Source organism: Coleofasciculus sp. G3-WIS-01 (assembly GCF_040223135.1).
Classification (GTDB): domain Bacteria; phylum Cyanobacteriota; class Cyanobacteriia; order Cyanobacteriales; family Coleofasciculaceae; genus Coleofasciculus.
The window spans coordinates 45,258-62,546 of record NZ_JAVJZI010000188.1; the positions used below are offsets into that span (position 1 = coordinate 45,258).

The 17,289-nt window shown below is 45.9% G+C and carries 16 protein-coding genes; 10 read left to right on the plus strand and 6 right to left on the minus strand.

The window, feature by feature from the left end; all coding sequences use genetic code 11:
• Positions 1-111: 111 nt before the first annotated feature.
• Positions 112-1,422 carry an NAD(P)/FAD-dependent oxidoreductase gene (locus RIM23_RS19550; RefSeq protein ID WP_446368791.1) on the minus strand — a complete coding sequence of 437 codons (1,311 nt, stop codon included), beginning with the start codon at positions 1,420-1,422 and terminating at the stop codon, positions 112-114.
• Between the two features lie 354 nt (positions 1,423-1,776).
• Between RIM23_RS19550 and petC the strand changes: the two genes are divergently transcribed.
• From petC to RIM23_RS19580, 6 genes are all read left to right on the plus strand, one after another.
• Complete coding sequence (petC, locus tag RIM23_RS19555) at positions 1,777-2,310, plus strand: cytochrome b6-f complex iron-sulfur subunit (protein WP_446368792.1); 534 nt, start codon at positions 1,777-1,779, stop codon at positions 2,308-2,310.
• 236 nt (positions 2,311-2,546) lie between these two features.
• Positions 2,547-2,924, plus strand: coding sequence for a rhodanese-like domain-containing protein (locus RIM23_RS19560; protein ID WP_446368793.1), 378 nt, complete (start codon positions 2,547-2,549; stop codon positions 2,922-2,924).
• A 77-nt stretch (positions 2,925-3,001) separates the two neighbouring features.
• The gene (locus tag RIM23_RS19565) at positions 3,002-3,688 is read left to right on the plus strand and encodes a class I SAM-dependent methyltransferase (RefSeq protein WP_446368794.1); all 687 of its coding nucleotides are present in this window, start codon (positions 3,002-3,004) and stop codon (positions 3,686-3,688) included.
• A 159-nt stretch (positions 3,689-3,847) separates the two neighbouring features.
• Complete coding sequence (locus RIM23_RS19570) at positions 3,848-4,846, plus strand: NAD(P)/FAD-dependent oxidoreductase (RefSeq protein ID WP_446368795.1); 999 nt, start codon at positions 3,848-3,850, stop codon at positions 4,844-4,846.
• 348 nt (positions 4,847-5,194) lie between these two features.
• Positions 5,195-5,689 (plus strand): rhodanese-like domain-containing protein, encoded by a 495-nt coding sequence (locus RIM23_RS19575; RefSeq protein ID WP_446338550.1) that lies wholly within the window; start codon positions 5,195-5,197, stop codon positions 5,687-5,689.
• Positions 5,690-5,905: 216 nt separating this feature from the next.
• Positions 5,906-6,748, plus strand: coding sequence for a fatty acid desaturase (locus RIM23_RS19580; protein ID WP_446368796.1), 843 nt, complete (start codon positions 5,906-5,908; stop codon positions 6,746-6,748).
• 139 nt (positions 6,749-6,887) lie between these two features.
• Here the strand turns inward: RIM23_RS19580 and ureG are convergent, their stop codons facing one another.
• Entirely contained in the window at positions 6,888-7,490 is a 603-nt protein-coding gene (gene ureG, locus RIM23_RS19585) for an urease accessory protein UreG (protein WP_446368797.1), read from the minus strand.
• Between the two features lie 78 nt (positions 7,491-7,568).
• Here ureG and RIM23_RS19590 point away from each other — a divergent pair, with 78 nt between their 5' ends.
• Positions 7,569-8,072: a DUF29 domain-containing protein gene (locus tag RIM23_RS19590; protein ID WP_446368798.1), complete on the plus strand. Its 504-nt coding sequence runs from the start codon at positions 7,569-7,571 to the stop codon at positions 8,070-8,072.
• Between the two features lie 139 nt (positions 8,073-8,211).
• On the opposite strand, the gene RIM23_RS19595 is transcribed toward RIM23_RS19590, so the two are convergent.
• The 3 genes from RIM23_RS19595 to RIM23_RS19605 all read right to left on the minus strand — a co-directional run bounded on the left by RIM23_RS19595 (position 8,212) and on the right by RIM23_RS19605 (position 13,043).
• Positions 8,212-9,108, minus strand: a complete 897-nt coding sequence (locus RIM23_RS19595) for an ion channel (RefSeq protein WP_446368799.1) — start codon at positions 9,106-9,108, stop codon at positions 8,212-8,214.
• Between the two features lie 467 nt (positions 9,109-9,575).
• Positions 9,576-12,035 carry a glucosylglycerol hydrolase gene (gene gghA, locus RIM23_RS19600; RefSeq protein WP_446368800.1) on the minus strand — a complete coding sequence of 820 codons (2,460 nt, stop codon included), beginning with the start codon at positions 12,033-12,035 and terminating at the stop codon, positions 9,576-9,578.
• A gap of 177 nt (positions 12,036-12,212) precedes the next feature.
• On the minus strand, positions 12,213-13,043 hold the full coding sequence (locus tag RIM23_RS19605; RefSeq protein WP_446368801.1) for an LmeA family phospholipid-binding protein: 831 nt from the start codon (positions 13,041-13,043) through the stop codon (positions 12,213-12,215).
• A gap of 201 nt (positions 13,044-13,244) precedes the next feature.
• On the opposite strand from RIM23_RS19605, the gene RIM23_RS19610 reads away from it, so the two are divergent.
• Positions 13,245-14,003 carry a pseudouridine synthase gene (locus RIM23_RS19610; protein ID WP_446368802.1) on the plus strand — a complete coding sequence of 253 codons (759 nt, stop codon included), beginning with the start codon at positions 13,245-13,247 and terminating at the stop codon, positions 14,001-14,003.
• A gap of 42 nt (positions 14,004-14,045) precedes the next feature.
• The gene (locus RIM23_RS19615) at positions 14,046-14,837 is read left to right on the plus strand and encodes a helix-turn-helix domain-containing protein (RefSeq protein WP_446368803.1); all 792 of its coding nucleotides are present in this window, start codon (positions 14,046-14,048) and stop codon (positions 14,835-14,837) included.
• Positions 14,838-14,981: 144 nt separating this feature from the next.
• On the opposite strand, the gene malQ is transcribed toward RIM23_RS19615, so the two are convergent.
• Entirely contained in the window at positions 14,982-16,490 is a 1,509-nt protein-coding gene (gene malQ, locus RIM23_RS19620) for a 4-alpha-glucanotransferase (RefSeq protein WP_446368804.1), read from the minus strand.
• Between the two features lie 159 nt (positions 16,491-16,649).
• Here malQ and RIM23_RS19625 point away from each other — a divergent pair, with 159 nt between their 5' ends.
• Entirely contained in the window at positions 16,650-17,078 is a 429-nt protein-coding gene (locus RIM23_RS19625; protein WP_446368805.1) for an NUDIX domain-containing protein, read from the plus strand.
• Positions 17,079-17,289 lie beyond the last annotated feature (211 nt).

Below are 17,289 nucleotides of genomic sequence, written 5' to 3' on the forward strand. Positions count from 1 at the left end.
GCAATATAGGGTTCAGGTTTCAAGTTGTATAAATTTTACCTCCCTTACATCCAATCGGCTGATTGAGGATGATGCAGGATGTAACTTGAAACGAATATCCGCTTGAATCGCTTATCTCGTCTGTAGACTTGACTCAATTGGATAATCCTTTGATAGTGGAATTGGTTCCACTAGCGACAAACCCAATAAACGCAGACCCCAACGCTCAAACCAAGGTACAGATAACCCCCATCGCATCTTAGTTAGGAAGAATCGCTCAAAGGCAATCTTCAACCAGCTTACCCAAGGACCCCGTTTTGCGATCGCACGTCGCCGTTGACCCGTTTTCGGATCAGGTAAAACGGGATCAGCTAAGAATACAATTCCCGTATCACCAAAATCCGCCATACAAATTGCTGCCAAAGTTGGCGTCATCGGTGCAGCTTGAATCACACCCAACTCTCTAGCAATGTTGTGCGCCACCGCCATACCCATCGCCTCCGCCATTTGCCCTGTTTTTGGCACACCGATAGGCAAAGGAGTCTTTTCCGGTGGCGATAACTGCACCACCACCCCCGCACTATAGATAGAGGGAAATGAGGGATGCTGATACGTTGGTAATACAGGTAGAAAACCCTTCTCATCACTCAACCCCGGAACATCTCGGACAAAGCGCGGTCCCCGGAACGGCGGTAGCAGCATGGCATAGTGGAATGGTAGCGTATGACCTTCTGCCAAAGTGATCTGCTGCGGATGAATGGCAGTAATTTCAGCATTCTCAATCACCTCAATCTGCCGTTGACGCATTAATTCAGTTACCAACTCCGCCGAATGTGCCATACCCCCAATTCCCAAATGACCCGCATAAGGTTCTGGGGTAACAAACGTAATCGGTACTTGTTCTCGCAATCCCTGTCGCCGCAATATCCAATCGGCTAATAGGGCAAACTCATAAGCCGGTCCCATACAACTCGCACCCGGAACCGCCCCCACAACCAAGAGTCCGGGATTTTCCAGAAATTTTGCCCACGCTTGTTTTGCCATCAAAGCATGGTGAGGATTGCACACCGATTGGGTGTAACCGCGATCGGGTCCTAACCCTGGTATGGTATCTAGGGCTAATTCTGCCCCGGTAGCAATCACTACATAGTCATAATCAATTGACCGATCTCCCACCCTTAACCATTGAGCGTGGGGGTCAATACCAGTTACCTTACCTTGAACAAACTCAATTTGACGGGATTTCACCACAGAAGCAATATCTACTTGAATTCGCTGGAGTGGAGTCAAATTGAACGCAACCCACGGGAGAGAGGGAATAAACGTAAATTTAGGTTTGTCACAAATTAACGTAATTCGGTGGACGTGAGGCAGGAGATGCCGCAGTTCGTAAGCGGTGGGTAGTCCGCCAATACCCGCACCGATTACCACAATATGAGCCATGATTACACCACGGTTTATTAAAACTATACAACTTTGTAACTATATTTGCATTCTATATGAACTGAGCTATGCCCCACAACGAAACACCTGTAGGAAGTGTGTAAAAATCACTCCCTTGCCATCCGTGTCAACTTAAGCCACAACCCTCGCACTCGTTTTCAGGGGAGGCAGAGCCTCAAAAGGAGCATTCCTAGGCAGAGCCTAGGAACGAGGGTAACGAGGGTACTACGAAAAAATTACCCACACCTGAAGCAGATCATCTCTCCCAAAAATTATTACTTGACTAAATAGTAAAATAGTTATTAAACTAGGTAACAAGTCGTAAATCTTTTTTACACAAATCGGAGGATATCCATGGAAGACAGTCTATCGATGCAAAGTCCCTCAATGTCTCGGCGACAGCTTCTCAACTTCCTCACCGGGGCTACTATCGCCGCCACAACTAGCGCCGCCCTCTATCCAGCCGCTAAATTCTTTGTCCCACCCCAAGAAGGGGGCGCAGATGGTTCGATTATCGCCAAAGATAAATTAGGGAATTTCATCCCAGTGTCCCAAATCGTCGCCCAAGGTGCAGGCGCCCGTGCTTTGGTTGCGGGTTTAGCAGGTGAACCGACGTATTTAACCGTTACCGACGATAACAGCTTAAACTCAATCGGAATTGTCGATAACTGCACCCACTTAGGTTGTACCTTTCCTTGGAACAATATCGACCAACAATTTCAATGTCCCTGTCACGGGTCTCGTTATAGTCCAGATGGTTCGGTTGTCCGAGGTCCGGCTGACCGTCCCCTGAAGCTGGTGCAGGTTAACATCGAAGGTGACTACATCCGCATAGCGCCTTGGACGGAAACTGATCCCCGCACTGGAGAAACACCGTGGTGGGTGTAAACTTTAATCATTTTGTCTGATACCAATTCTGTATGACGTTGTACTTTTACCCCACCGCCTACGGCACCTCCCCCTAGTAAGGGGAGGTTGGGAGGGGTGAATGAATCAGTGCCATGTTACGAAGAAATGGTATGAGATTTTGTTGCATTTTCCACGTTACTATAGACTTTCGGTCAAAAATGTCTATGGAAACAGCAATGCTATTGAGTTTTAACATTTTGAATTGGCAATAACCTATGAACTCTGTCTCCTCTTTCTCGCCCTCTGTCAAAGACTGTTCTCCCCACGAATTTATCCAATCTCCAAATCAGCCTTTACTCATTGATGTCCGCAGTGGGTTTGAATATGCTATGGGTCACGCTACCAGCGCAATTAACCTCAGTTTACCCCGCATTCTTATCGGCATGATCCCGATATTTCGCCGCTGGGTTTTACCACCATGGTTCCAAGATTTGCCCAAAGATAAACCCATTGCCGTTATTTGTTTAACCGCCCATCGCAGTCCTATTGCTGCCAAACAACTGGCTAAAGCGGGTTTTGCTAAAGTGTTTAACATCACGGGCGGTATGGTGGAATGGCGACGGTTAGGCTTAGAGATTGAAACCAATTCGTAAGTGAATCGCTGATAGGAAACAACCTTGATGTTGACTTGCTACCATGAAAGTTCCCTGATTGTGAATGGTGAATCATTATGGTACTGAAAATACAACCCTGCTCAAACTGGTACAAACAGTTATTTGCTTGGGGAATGGCGAAAGCAAACACGGCGGATGAAAATGCCATTCAATTGGTAAATTGCGGTGACCATTCTACCCTAGCTCAACTCAAGCAGGCTTTATTTGCCGATTTACAGGGTAAGATTGTAGAAATTGGACCGGGGGCTGGGGTTAATTTAGAGTATTATCCCACTGACATTCATTGGATAGGCGTTGAACCGAATCCCTTTATGCATTCCTACCTGGAACAGGAAGCCCAACAGGTTGGGTTGGACAGGATTGATATAAAAAGTGGGTCGGCTGAACGGATTGATGTTGATGATAATAGTGTGGATGCTGTTGTCAGTACCTACGTCCTCTGTTCCGTCAGCAATCTTCCTGCAACGGTACAAGAAATCCGGCGAGTTCTTAAGCCAGGGGGTCGCTTTTTGTTTGTTGAACATGTGGCGGCTGAATCTGGCAGTTGGCAACGGCGGATTCAAGGTAGCATTGAGCCGATTTGGAAAACAGTGTTTGATGGGTGTCATCCAAATCGGGAAACCTGGATGGCGTTAGAAAAGGCTGGATTTGAAAACCTAAATTATCAACAGTTTCAGGTTTCTTTTCCAATTGTTAGCCCTCATATTTCTGGAGTGGCTACTAAAAGTAGAGATGTGTCATAACAGAATTTTTGCAAAAGTCAGTCTTGTTAGCTTATTGCCAAATAGGGGTGGAAGCGAGAATTGGGAGCCAACAAATAAATAAATTTCTGGAACCCAAAGCTCAAGTAAGCTAAAGCTTACTGAATAAGTCTTTCTCAGTTTTCTAGAACCATTAAAATCATGCAACTCACGAAAAAAAATCTACCTGAACGTCTGAATCACATTTACGATGCGATTGTCGTTGGCGGCGGCGCGGGTGGACTTTCTGCTGGAATCTATCTGCAACGATTTCGCCTTTCAAGCTTAATTATTGATAAAGGCAAAGCTCGCTCATTCTGGATGCAGGAATTGCACAATTATTTAGGCTTACCACCGGATACTCCGGGTCGTGTCCTGCTGCAACAAGGGAAACAGCATTATACATCTTTAAATGGCGATATGCTGAATGGTTATGTTGAGGAAGTGGTGGATGAGGGAGATAGGTTTGCCGTGCGGGTGAAAGTGGGTCGTAAAAATAGTATTTACCCCGTCTTACGCTCGAAATACTTAATTGCTGCGAGTGGCATTATCGACAATTTACCCCCTTTGGAGGATATGCAAAATGTCTTTGATTATGCAGGATATAACTTGCATGTCTGTATGGTTTGTGATGGCTACGAAATGACAGATAAACAATGTGGTTTCTTTGCGGGTAGTGAAGCTAGTATTGAGGAAATGGTGTTTAATCTCAGTTGGTTTACACCTTATATCACCGTGTTCACCCATGGAATGTTTGAGGTGAGTGACTCCATGGGTTCCCAACTGCAAAATCATGGTTATCGTTTGGTGGAAACCCCGATTAAGAAATTCTTGGGTAAAAATCACCAGATGACGGGAGTTGAGTTAGCGGATGGGTCAATTATTCCCTTAGAAACTGGATTGATTTCTATGGGGTCACGCTATCACAATACTTATCTCAAAGGATTCAATTTGGATGTCAAGGGTAGTAATCTGATTAGCGATAAAATGGGGCGGACGTCTCACCCGCGAATTTTTGCGATTGGAGACTTGAAGGTGGGGTTAAATCAAGTGGTTGTGGCGGCTGGAGATGGTGCTTTAGCAGCGACTCAGATTTGGCGAGATATTCGTCGGGAATCGGGTCCCCGCCCCTGGGAAGAAAATCGAGCGGTTTCTGTTTAGTGACAGGAGTGAATGGGTTATGAAATATGAGATGGGTAGGGAGAATAATCAAAGCAGTAATTGTGCCAAAGTTATCCAAATTTGGTTAGGTTTAATCTTGCCTTAAAGCCTAACCTTTCAGGGAATATGTTGCTGACGTTCACCAATTGACAATGGATAATGAACAATGGATAATGACCTCTCCTTAAAAGAAGAGGATTGAAATTAAGGAAAATATTTTTTAATTTCTTCGTAAACGAAGAGGTCTTAGACCCAATTAATCAATTGTCAATTATCAATTATTAATTATCCATTGATAAATTTTCGATACCAACAATGAATAAACAACTTTATCAAGGAAAAATAATGATGAAAACAAACAAAAAGATATCAGTAATGCTCCTGGGATGGTTACTGATTTTAACGCTATTGAGTGGTGTATTCTTTCCTAAATATGCCCTAGCCGCCGTAGAATCTAAGGTGATGCGTCCACCTAGCGCAGAAGTCTATACAGCAGTCGATCAGTTGCTGAATTCTCTACCACGAGATTACTATACGGTGATGCCAGTGAATCAGTTAAAAAACAAGCTAAAAAAGGAGGATAATCTAGTATTAGTTGATGTGCGAGAACCGTCAGAATATGCTTCAGGACACATTCCTGGCGCTATTAATGTTCCCGTGCGATCGCTGACTAAAAATTTAGATAAAATTCCCACGGATAAACCTGTTGTTTTATACTGTTCTAGTGGGCATCGCACGGCAATTGGCATGACGGCATTGCGGTTGTTAGGTTACACGAATGTTCGTAGTTTTCCTCCCAGTATTAATGGCTGGAAGGAGGCTGGTGAACCTTTAGAAAAGTAAGTCTGTTTAATTCCAGGAATACTCTTCTGGGATCATGTCAGTTTTGTAAGTAAGTGACATGCTCCCGTTGTACTCCTACAATTTACGTTGATTATGACAGGCTTACCCTCGAACAAAGACGTGGATGAGAATGATAATTATCTTGCCATCCATACAGAGCTTTGTGTAAAATACTAAAGTCAACCCAAACCCGATGAGAGAATGTTGAAAAACACGATGCAGCCAAGCACCAAATCTTGTCCAACCGAGTACATCGTTACCGATGAAGATGCCAGCCAATATATCCGTCATTGTGCTGTGGCTGCTCTGCTTTTGGTGGCAGGATATGTTTTGTTTATAGCTGAATTTATCTCTCCCTTGATTTTATTTGCCATTGTTGCTGTTACACTGCCTCGTTGGATTATTAATGTACATGAACTTTTCCACATCCGAAACGATAAACAGATAAACGGTGTTATCCGCTGTCTGGGAATGAGTCCTGTTCCACTATCGGTTTTGACACTAAGTTATACAGAAAAGCGTAAGATTCATCTGGAGCATCATCGGACTCCAGCCACCGAGTCAGACCCAGATAGTTACCATATCCGAGGAAATTTTTTCGTGGTTTTCATGAATGCCTTGACTGCACCCGAGCAAAGTTTTATTCGCTTTTTAGTCGTTAATGGATTCAATCTTCAACTCGGACTCCATTTAATCATTAAGCTATTGTTGTTAGGAATCTTAGTCGGGTTAGGAGGAGCAAAATTCTTTTGGTTTTGGTTATCCCTACGAATCGTTTACGGGGTTGGGGATCTAGTGTTCTTCCGTTTGGTGCATCACCAAAAAGGACAATATGGAACATTTGAGATGAAAATTTCCAATGCTCTCTCCAGATGGGCAGAGCGGATTTTTGGTGCAACGGTGATTCAAGCAACAGTCAATCACGATGTACACCATCTTCATTCTGGCATTGCTGTACGTTACTTAGCAATGGCAAGACCTTACGTGATGACTTTTCCCCAAAAACCTTATCCCCAAGGGAACGAAAATGAGCAAATCTATGCTAATCAAATGAATTAGTGTGAGCCCTTGAATCGGGAGCAAAGCGAAAGCGCCCCTAAAGTTTCCGGGCGTAAGGTAGGATAAGGACAGGTTAACTACTGAATGTTGTTGTCTCCGGCTCTCTCACCGGATTTGTTAGCCAATTAAACAGAGTTTGTCAAGTCTCCCCCATCTGGAGCTTGATAAAATCAATAACGGTTGTCAATCCGTTTTGAGTCTTTAAATTCGTAAATACAAATGGCTTATCGCCTCGCATCTTTTTGGCATCTCGTTCCATCACGCCCAAATCAGCCCCAACCATTGGCGCTAAATCTATTTTATTAATTACTAGCAAATCCGATTTGGTAATTCCGGGTCCACCTTTGCGGGGAATCTTGTCACCGGCGGCGACATCTATCACGTAAATAGTCAAATCGACGAGTTCCGGGCTGAAGGTGGCGGCTAGGTTATCTCCCCCACTTTCTAAGAAGACTAAATCTAATGGGGTGAACTTTTGTTCTAACTCTTCAATTGCTGCTAAATTCAGGGAGGCATCCTCTCGAATCGCCGTATGTGGGCAACCTCCCGTTTCCACACCCCGGATGCGATCGCGCTCTAATGCTTGAGAGTTTACCAAAAACTGGGCATCTTCCTGGGTGTAAATGTCATTGGTGACAACAGCAATTTGATAGGATGCTCGCATCGCCTTACACAAAGCATCCAATAAAGCAGTTTTTCCGGAACCCACTGGTCCTGCAATACCAACGCGGAATGTACTCATCAACCGTGTTTGGGATATGATTGATCAACTATAAACTAAAATTGACTTATAGAGAGACGTTGAGGTGGTAAAATCGTGATGCCAGCACCAGAAACGAACCAACAGACAGCAATCCCTACACCCAACCTCTACGAAACTGATTTCTATGCTTGGACACAGGAACAAGCGTCGTTACTCCGCCAACAGCAATGGAGTCAGCTTGATTTGGGGAATCTGATTGAGGAGATTGAATCTTTGGGGAAACAGCAACGCCAGGAATTGCGAAATCGGTTAACGGTGCTAATTGGACATTTGTTGAAATGGCAGTACCAACCGCAATTCCGGAGTCAGAGTTGGGTAGTGACAATTCGCGTACAGCGTCTAGATGTGTCTGAATTGCTGCAAGAGAATCCCAGTCTTAAACCTTATCTGGAAGAAGCACTCCAGAAAGCGTATACTAAAGGCGTTCTATTAGCTGTTGGAGAAACAAAACTCCCCAGACGTACTTTTCCAGCAGAGTGTCCTTACAGTTTGGCAGAAATTTTAGAGGATAGCTTTTATCCGGGTGAACCGAGTGACTTGGTCAATGAATTGGACAGATAAACGATAAACGGACTCCCCACCTGGCTTTCAATCTTACCTCCTTAGTTAGCTAAAGTGGTGCAATAGATTTTACTGGTTTTCTGGGCGCAAGCCTTCATTATCTATTTTACGAGTTTTCTAGTCTTAGATCTATTCTCACTCACATTGGCATTACATCATGAAAGCGGCGATAGTCAATAATTCGCCGTCCATCTCGACCTCTTGATAAGATATCCACAAACCGCTGATTCCAGATAATTTCCTCAGCAATGTACGAGTGACGGGCATGAATAGTTTGGGAAACAGTTTCATCTAACCCCGTAAACGTTACCACAATTTCCACCTCGGCTTCAGCTAGCAACTCTGGCGTCATCCCAAACAAAGAACTACTCTGATCAATAGGATGCATCGCCGTCCAAGTTAACGTAAAAATAGGCGTCTGACTACGAACCAATTTTAGGTCATGAAACCGACGCATAAATTCCCCTTCTGCTGTGATCTCATTACGCAGCAAACTCACCGTTAACTGCGCTTCCAAAATTTGGTTATAGCGCTCATTCGCCATCCGAAACATTAACGTTGGCACACCATTCTGAACAGTAATAACCGCCACACGACTGAACAGAACTCTGGCGGTAGGACGAGAAAAACGGGCAAACATTAATCCTGTCGCCGTGGTGAGTCCCATTAAACCAGTTAGGGATTCAATGGTGACTAAGATATTTGTGTAGGTACAGTCTGGGCGGGGATACATCGCACCGTAGCCAATCGATGCCATGGTTTGAACACTGAAGAAAAAAGCGTCCCAGAACGAACCCGGACGGGCATTTTCTATGCAATCACCGCCTGCCAAATACAAAACAGCAAATACAACATTAATGAGTATATAACCCCCCCCAATCAGCACGAAGAACCAAGACCAATCCAGCGTCAAAAGTAAATGGTAAGGATCACGCCAATGGCTGTGGGATATTCCTTTTCGAGCGATATCAAACCGGCTGCGCTTATCCCGACTCACGATGCGGGATTGGGAAAACTGACGAGGTGTTTTGTTCATTGACGTTGGCGAAGGTATCCGGTGATAAGTAATCGGACAAAATTATAAGGTTTACGGTTTAGATTAGGGGAAAATTAATCGCGACGGTTATTTTTACAAGTCCAAAAAGTTAGATGTAGGGGCGGGTTTAGGTAATCAATCCAGCTAGTCACCGATAATGGAACAACTTGCACCCGCCCATTCCCCCACCGCAAGGCAATCAATTAATTCTAAACCGGACAACAAAACCCACCGGCTTCCCAACCGCGATCGCACCTCAAAAATGCCGGGATGAAAGGGTGGAGCAGGGCGGGTTTTGTCGAAAGATGATGGGTGACTTCATTAATTTTTTCCCTAAACCCGCCCCTACATTGGATTTTCTGTCCCGATACACGTTGTCCATTGATTAGGTTTTCTGAGAATGCGCTGAAATAGGGGCAATCCAGGAATTGCCCCTACCGAACCGTTAAGATGTCCAAAAACCGAGACTATTCGGGTTTACCCACTCGCTTTAACAGCACGGCTTGAGAATCAGCTAACTCGAAGCAGCGTAAATCTGCCAAGGGTTCACTATCCAAACCCGGAGACGCGATCGCGACTTGCCATTCACTCATATCCAATTGCAGCCAGTCTCCCACGGTAACCGTCACCGGTTCTCCACCCATCTGCGCTACCATGGCGATTTGTTCCTCATGATCATCAGGATTACTGCGAACCCCGTAATAAACCGTCCGTTCCTCATCAGAGATTTTATTGAATCGATCAATTCCGGCTAAATTGTGAGCTAACCAAGGATGAGCATGGCGGAAACGACGCAGGTTAAGGTTATACTCAGTTCTTGTTTGATCAAGCTTGTCCTCATAGTGGGAGACATTACACAGTTCATAACAGTCTTCCATAAACATCAAAGCAAATGCCTTGAGCTTGTCAATGGTTAACCCTTTCAAGAAACTCACCATTTCTGGTTTATTCAACTTTTTGAGCGGCTCAATATCACACTGCTCCGTATTTTCTCCCAAACAGAACTGGCAAGCTTGAACCACTTCGGCTAGATTGTAGTCCTTTTCAAGCATGGCAACTTGCAGCGCCCTGCCAAACTCCCGCAATTCCTCTAGCTGACTAAATCCCAAAGACTTCAACCGACTAAAACTCTCTGGTATCTCATAGAGTTCTGGCGTCACTTGCCAATCCAAGAAACCAATTTCCTCAGAAACCACCTTGACACCATAGCGTTCATCTGTATTGCGGAAAAACATCCAAGGGGCGTGCATTGTTGCATTGATAAAGTCCATGGGTAATCCCGGACTAAACCCATACACCCAAAGCGTTACCGCCGGGTTATCATATGCATTTTTTAACACCTCTGGCAGCGTAGTTCCCAAATTCCAATTAATCTGGGCATCGAGCGGGATTTGATTGCCTCGCCGCACGGTATCATGATTCCCACAACCGGTGATCCAATGGTCACCTTCAAAGATCACCTCACAAACCCGGCGCCATTTGCGATCCCAAAATTTTTCTAAGGCTGGGGTGTTATGGGCAAAAATCAGGGGTCCCCATTGGTAGGAGTCCGGTTTAAGATGAATTAATTCACGATAGGTCGAGATCTCTTCCCACCCTTCAGCGGGCCAGGGACGACCATCTTCAAAAATGGTGAATAATAGTCGTTGATTCCCCTCAATATCCTGAACCACATCACTCATCGCCAGCAGGTAGGCGTCATCATATTCCACCAGTCCAGACAAAGGATTAAAGAAGCGGAAATCCTGACCCCCATCAATGCGAATCCCATCGGCTCCCGTGTTAATTTTACGCCGCTGCATTTCCAAAAAGATCGCCCGTACTGTGGGTAACTGGTGGTTCAAGTCTTGACCGTACATATTCGGTCCTTTGAGAAACTGGCGATGCAGGAGTAACTCCGATTGGTTATCTGCATGACCATAAACGAGGTCATAGATAATTTGAATTGGACCTGTGGGAAAATTATGCAGGGTAGCGATAAAGTCTACCAATTCATCGGGACGCAAGCTACCCAAAAGCGCTGCGTTTGTAGCACTCGATCCCAAAATTGGTACGTCATAACCCCAATCCTGGGTATGGGGTTTTCTCAGCTTAATTTGCAGATCATCTCCCTCTTCCGCCGTACAGACAAAAAATTCACTTTCTGGACTGTATTCATCTCGATACTCAATCGTGGGTTCCAGGGGGAGTAGCTGAATGGCATCATAACCCACATAGTTTTCTTCGGCTGGGGTTAAGGGGAGATGTCCGGCTAATTTACTAGCAATTTGGCGATAAACACGGGTTAACCCTTCAACTGTTCCCTCTTTAGAGGCTGTGCCAACATGTAGCTGTAAAATGTTCTGAGGTGCTCGGACGCGAGGAAGCGCTAGGGGATCAGACTGGACACTGGTGGCTTTGAAGTAATCTAGATCGGCTCGTTGTTGCTGTAAACTTGCTATGTCATACAGTTCAGCCGGTCCGAACACGCCGTAGGGCATCGAATAGGGAATCGTATCCCGAATCGCTTGTAGTTTCCCTTGCTGATCGACAAAGCGCAGCCAGTAAAACGATCCCATTTGCTCCCGGTTTCCGGGGCGCATCCCGGCGACGACACCCCAATGGTATTCACCTTCTTGTTGTAAGAATAAGCGATCGCGGCGAAAGGTGACGGTTTGCTCAACCGCCCGACAATCAATCGGAGCCAGGGGGGTTAAGACTTCCAGATAGATTTCCATCTTCCGCATCACCTGCGCTAATAACCGGGGTGTCCAGAAGCCAATTTCGGTTAACCCATCGGGACGGTAATGCGCCCCCAAGCGTTTGGCGATGACTTGAGCTTTTTCAAAATAGGTGGCGTCTGAATGCTCAATAGTCGCCGCCCAATCTACTAGTTCTTTGGTGGCATCTTCAACCAATCGGATGGAAGGTTTTGTATCAACTTTCACAATAACTTTTCTCGCAACCACTACCCAATGCTGTACGGGTGACTGAATCCTGACTTTCGGGATCGATATACCTGTACGGCAATTCCTGTCAAGTTTAACAGCCCCATAGCTTATTTGAGAGTAAAACAATTTTCCAGTTGATCCCAACACTCTCAAGGATGAAATCGACTTCACCCATTAAGGTATGATTTTGATACAGCCGCGACAAATTAATTGTCCTGGAGTTAGAGTTAGTTCTTTTAGATCAACCTCTGACCCTAAATCAATCGTGAAATGTTCTAACGTTATCGGAGGCTGTTGAGTGTTAATTTGAATCTGGAGGGGGTGGAGTCGCAGTTGTTGAGGTGTCGCCAGTTGAATGCCCGCATCCATCACAATGGAGGTTTCTCTGGTTGGATGGTGCATCAGTGCTCCTTTGAGGGTTAGTCGCTCCCCATCAATAGTAATCTGCTGCCAGTTCATTTTAGACTCACCCAGGGGTGGATACTGATCCGGTCGATTATAAGATTTAATAAATGTATTCAGTAAATCCGTTAAAGCATTTGATAATAAGGGAGCGCCCAGAGACGCTTGCAGGTCATTCTCTTGCAGTACGAGTTGACCCGCGACTGGTAAAGGTTCTAGGAGGCGTAGGGGTTTGCCTTTAAACACCTGAGTGAGATTGAAGCGAATATTTGTACCATCTAGCTGGAGCTGCGACAGGTGTAATCCTTGATAGACAGCACGACGAGCCGCAATAGACACCGTGGGAATGTGTCCCCGCAGAATTTCGCGATCGCGACCCATCAGCTTAAAGTGCAGTGTCTCCACGGTTTCCACCTGCGATCGCAGCCATAACTGTACCGCAGGTGACACCACCGTACTGATCATCCGGCTGCCTTTGCCTGTTCCCGCTTGTGATTTATTCACGCCCATTGCCAAAAATTCCGGGTCAATCCTGTATTCTGACACAACTGTGGTATAACTCGAACCGGGCAATGAGCGGGTGAAAAAACCGAATGCTTGCAATTATCCCCATTCTTGTAATATTTGTACATAGTCTATTCTGGTCAGTGCCAGGAGCAGACGTATCCCTCCCGCAACCTTAAAGCAGGAGATTTTCAAACAAACCCCCTGCCGGAGCTGGAAAAATTACTATAGGGATGGAGATCGACTCTTGACCAGCACAGTCTGGGTCTAGACGCACTAGCTTACACAGGTAGTCAAGCCATGGAGGAAAGAGTACAAAAAATTCTTTCGCAGTGGGGTATTGCCTCACGTCGTCAAGCTGAGAAAATGATCATAGCCGGACAAGTTCGGCTAAATGGCACTGTGGTGCAACTAGGACAAAAAGCTAATCCGGAAACGGATTTAATCGAAGTTAATGGTCAACATCTCAAACCGAGTAATCGTCCTCATGCCATTTATCTTTTGCTCAATAAACCCGTGGGTATAATCTCTACTTGTCCCAATGATCGGGCGTGTAATCTGAAACGTAAAACAGTTCTTGATTTACTCCCCAGCACCATTAGAAAAGGTCAGGGAATCCATCCAGTGGGACGGCTGGACATGGACTCTACAGGAGCATTACTTCTTACCAATGACGGAACGCTCACCAATAAACTAACTCATCCTCGCCATCACGTTCCCAAGACATACCAGGTTTGGGTCAAGGGTCATCCCTCTGAATCAATCCTCTCGGCTTGGCGTCAGGGTGTGGACTTATCGGGTATAACTACTTTACCTGCTCAAGTTCGAGTCCTGAAGCAGCAACAGTCAAAAACACTTCTTAAAATTGTCTTGACAGAAGGAAGAAACCGTCAAATTCGTCGAGTTGCTGACCTGCTAGGCTATCCAGTAATCCATCTGCACCGCACGGCAATTGGTCCGATTCAATTACAACAACCAGGTGAACCAATACTGCTCAGTGGGCACTACCGTTATCTTGAAGAATTTGAAATTCGCTTCCTCCACAACCGAGTTCACTAACCATTACGAAAACGTGCCAGCAGATATCAAGGAGTACCGTGTATGAAGGAGAATACGAGGAATTTGCAGCAGGAACAAGTTGAGAAGCTAGAAGTTCTAGGCGCCCGCCTGCGCCAGTGTCGGCTGGAAAAGTCGATTACCTTAGAGGAAGTGGCAGCTCAAACACGGATTCAGGCACGGCTTTTACAGGCGATTGAAGAAGGCAGGCTTGACCTGTTGCCAGAATCCGTCTACATTCAAGGCTTTCTCCGGCGATTTGCCGAAGCCCTGGAACTCGACGGCGCCGAATTTGCCCGTGATTTTCCAGCGGGATCTGGTGTCCTGTTGATGAAACCCCGCTGGCAGTATTTACCCGCCGCTCAATTGCGACCGCTTCATCTCTACCTGTTCTATATTCTGTTGGTGATTAGTTCGGTTAGTGGTTTATCGTACATTCTGAATCGCTCGGCAGTCCAAGTGATTGAAGTTGAAAATATCCCTTCTGCCCAGCAGTTCCCGACACCGAAAAATACACAACCCATACCACCTAAACAGTCACTCGATGCTAGCCAATCGGCGCAAGTCAGTCATGCTAGCCAAGATGGCAAACCGGTACAGGTTGGTGTCACCCTGAAGGCTCAGTCTTGGATTCGAGTTGTTGTGGATGGTAAAACCGAATTTGAAGGCGTCTTGCCCGAAGGAACCCAGCGGACTTGGGTGGCGGATGAACAACTGATTGTCCGGGCGGGTAATGCCGGAGGCGTCCTGGTGGAGTTTAATGACCAAAGCGCTAAACAAATGGGCGCCCCCGGTGCGGTTGAGGAAATGACCTTTGCGGCTAATCCTCGGTCTTGACTTGTCTTATCCCCGCCCAGGAGATGAGCGGCTAAACTTGACAATTTGGTCTTCCCTGTTCACTCTGATCACGGGTTCCTCGCAAAGATACGGGAATTTCCGCTCACTTTTTTGTGATCAGGGATTGGCGCAACTGACTTGACATCAAGACCCATTAGGTGTACGACCATAAGTATAAGTCAGGGTTTTGAGGCGATCGCGCAGTTGATCGGTTAATGCCTCGGCTCGATAGCGCCATTTCCAGTTTCCCTCGGATGTACTGGGACGGTTCATCTGAGCATCTGCACCCAAACCCAAGAAATCTTGCAAGGGAATCATGGCGAGATTAGCAACACTGCTGTAGGCTAACCGGATTAAATCCCAATGGATGCCTTGGGAACTTAACTCCCCTAAGTAACGAATCACATTTTCTCGTTCATCGTCACCGAGCTGTTTAAACCAGCCGATTGTCGTGTTATTATCATGAGTCCCAGTATAAATCAGACAGTTGCGCTCCAGGTTAAAGGGTAAGTAAAAATTATCTGGCTCTCCACTAAAGGCAAAATGCAAAATCTTCATCCCCGGAAACCCAAATTGATCCCGCAATGCTTCAACTTCAGGGGTAATCACGCCTAAATCTTCGGCAATAATTGGCAACCCTTCTAATTCTCGCTTGAGAACTTTGAAAAATTTAGCTCCAGGTCCTTTGACCCATCGCCCATTCATGGCAGTGTCTTCACCTTGGGGAACCTCCCAATACGCCTCAAATCCGCGAAAGTGATCAATTCGCAGCACATCGACGTACTCAAACATCATTTTCAGACGCTTTATCCACCACTGATAGTTATTTTTTTCCATCAGTTCCCACTTGTAAATCGGGTTCCCCCACAATTGACCCGTTTCACTGAAATAGTCGGGGGGAACACCCGCCATGAGAGAGGCTTCGCCCGTTTCCTCATCAATGGCAAACAGTTCTCGGTTTGACCAGACATCGGCGCTATTGTGGGCGACATAAATCGGGATATCCCCAATGATCTGGATATTATGGTCATTGGCATACTCCTTCAACCACGACCACTGGCGGAAAAATTCAAACTGGAGGTACTTTTGGTAATAAATGCGATCGCTTAACCGTTCTCGCCACTCCTTCACCGCCTCCGGTTCGGCTTTGGCAATGTCTGGCTCCCACAAATGCCAACTGACATCGTCAAAGGTATTGTGGAGTGCCATAAATAAGGCATAATCATCTAGCCAGTAGGCGTGACGCTGACAAAACTTATCAAATTCATCCTGTTGTTCTGATGACACTTCCCGCTTAAAGCGATCGCATGCTTTGAGCAGTAGCGATTTTTTCATGGGAACGACTCGCTCAAAATCGATAGAATCCGGGGTAAACTCGGGCAGATGAGCGAGATCTTCATCCGTTAGTAACCCCTTCATTTGGAGTTGTTCTGGGCTAATCAGCATCGGATTTCCCGCCATGGCTGAGTAAGACATATAGGGTGAGTTACCGAACCCCGTTGGTCCAACAGGCAAGATCTGCCAAAATCGCTGATCGCTACCCGCCAAAAAATCAATAAATTCGTAAGCCTGTGACCCTAAGTCACCAATTCCATAAGGACTGGGGAAGCAAGTGGGATGCAGCAAAATACCACTCGATCTAGGAATCTGCATAGAGATAGACCATAGTACAGCAAAACAAGTCCTATCGACATTAGCACGCTAGGCAGGCGTTAAAAAAGAGCCTTCGTGGTAGATTTGAGTCTGCCAGTAGAGGTATTCTGAAACAGGACTTACCCACCGCGATCGCTACCCGTTACATAAACTTGACTTGTGACTTACCGAAATCCCGTTCCCACAGTCGATATCATTGTCGAACTCATAGATCGACCCTCCCGACCAATTATTCTCATCGAACGCCAAAACCCACCCCTCGGCTGGGCAATTCCTGGTGGCTTTGTCGATTATGGGGAATCGGTGGAAACAGCAGCGGTTCGAGAAGCCAAAGAAGAGATTGGCTTACAGGTTGAGTTAATTGAGCAGTTTCACGTTTATTCGGCGCCTGATCGCGATCCGCGTAAGCATACCCTCAGTATTGTGTTTCTAGCAACCGCGATAGGGGAACCCCAAGCCGCTGATGATGCCAAAAATCTGGATATTTTTAATTTATGGGATATTCCCTCGCCTCTTTGCTTCGATCATGACCAGATTTTGCGGGATTACCGACGTTACCGCCATTATGGGGTGCGTCCTCATCATTGAAGGGTAAACTACCCGCCACCAAGCTGAGTACAGCTATGGTGGGGGCTTTTAAAAAAGCCCAGAGTTTACCAGGCTGAGTGTTAATTCACTACGTTACGTCATAAGCGATGGTGAAAGCCCTCGTGATTTATCCGAGGGATGAAACCGAGCAATGTGTTTAGTTTAGCAACTTTAGTTGCTTTTCTTTCTAATCTTAGGTATAATAATAATA